The sequence below is a fragment of the Sutterella sp. genome (assembly GCF_052272535.1).
Lineage (GTDB): Bacteria > Pseudomonadota > Gammaproteobacteria > Burkholderiales > Burkholderiaceae_F > Sutterella.
Genome location: NZ_DAVZJY010000334.1, coordinates 1 through 1800, shown reverse-complemented (window position 1 = coordinate 1800; position 1800 = coordinate 1). Strand labels below are relative to the sequence as shown.

Genomic DNA, 1800 nt, shown 5'->3' with positions numbered 1-1800 from the left:
CACCGAGCACAAGGTGCGGCCCGCTCGCTTTTCATACGTTCTTTATTCCGGTATTCGAACGGATTGCGGCAACTTCTGCGACGAAAAGCGTCTGGTCTCTGCGCAATAAACCAATGCAACCCGGATCAGCTCCCGGCTCCCCAAACGAGCTTCCCCATAATGGCGCGCCTCCATCTGATGCGCCGCCTCCGCGAGTTTTTTGTCCACTTCGGATTTTTTGGCCGCAAACTTAAACTCGAACACCCAACGCTTGTTTCCTACATCAAGCTCCAAATCACTTCGGCCATAAGCATTGTGCATTTCAGGCCGAGGTTCCAGGCCCAATCCTCTCAAACTCAAATAAATGCAGAAGCGGCAAATTCCTTCGGATGAAATTTGCTGAGCATCGGTATAGTCCGCTCCGCTCATCAGCTCATTAAAAAACCGTACGACAACATCCACCTCCCCCATGCGCAAGGGTTTGATGATCCCGTCGAAACAAATTCGATTCATCATATCGTTGCCAATGATGAGCGAACGGCAGACATCCTCCATTGACCGACGGACTTCTTTATTCGGGTAGTCGAGGAGAGCGTAGTTTCCGATCACCTTCTTGAACGTCAAATAACCGGACTGGAAAAGAATGGCATCCGCATTCATATCCGAAAGCCCATGCACCGCTCCGAGCTCCGACATTTCCAACCGAACCTCCTCGTCCAACCTCTTGAAGTCAAACACCCCGTGCCGCTTCAAAAAGTTCACCAGAACACTCGGCTTGCCGGCGGAATCGTACCAATAGCACTTGAATCCATCCTCCGGCGCGCTCAAAAAGGACATTACGGACCAGGGTGCATAGACATGCGTTGAAACTGCCTCATCAAAACAGTATCCATCATAATTCTCCCTTAGACGGTCGAGCACTTCACGACGGCTCATCCCCCGAACATCAGCTGCATTGTCCAGATACTCGGAGAAATACGTCTCGACTTCCTTTTCCGTATAGCCCAGCAGCGTTCCATACTTCCTTTTCAAGGAAATATCCTGAATATTGTTGAATCCGGAAAAAATACCCGTCAGGCTGATCTTGACGACTCCCGTCATGAAAAAGAATCTCACCGCCCCTTGGAAGCTCTTGATCTGCTGGAATATCGCGGAATAGCCCCGGCACATGTCGGCGAATGAATCCGGATCGTTCATATTGGCGACGAGCGGCGCATCGTATTCATCAATCAAAATCGCAAGACTGCTGTTCGGCAGCGACCCTAAAAGGAGCCCCAACCGATCCTGAACGTCAAGCCCCTCCATGCGTTCATAATTCAATTCAGCCTGCCTGCAGGCGACAGTCATCAATGAATCAAACCGCTCCAAAAACTCCTTGGCCGACCTTGCCGTCGACATCAAGGAAAAATCGAGGTGCAGCACCTTGCAGGTCTGATCCCGCCAGAGATCAGCGATCTTCAGCCCTGTGAAATTCTTCAGTCCGTTCCTGAAAAGTTCGGCAAATGTGGAAATCAACAACGATTTCCCAAAGCGGCGCGGGCGGGAGAGAAAGTACCATCGTCCCGCCTCAGGCTTCGCCAATTCGTAGACAAGATCCGTCTTGTCGACGTAGATTCTGTTCAATTCGCGAATACTGGCAAACTGCGAGTTGTAGAGGCTCAAATACTGCATCATGGAACGGCATTCAGGATCGTCAGGTCCGGGGAAATCTTTCTTTGGATATTATGGCATCCGAGCCTTGACGGAGACGCCTCATGCTGCGGTGCCCTGAGGCTCCCTCCCAGACGCCTCCGCTCAGACCTCCAAAGCGCAAACGGGCGG

Annotated in this window: 1 protein-coding gene; it reads right to left on the bottom strand. The window is 51.6% G+C overall.

The window, feature by feature from the left end; all coding sequences use genetic code 11:
- Positions 1–42 precede the first annotated feature (42 nt).
- Positions 43–1653, bottom strand: coding sequence for an AAA family ATPase (locus tag ACT6Y9_RS10755; protein ID WP_443744526.1), 1611 nt, complete (start codon positions 1651–1653; stop codon positions 43–45).
- Between the last annotated feature and the right edge of the window lie 147 nt (positions 1654–1800).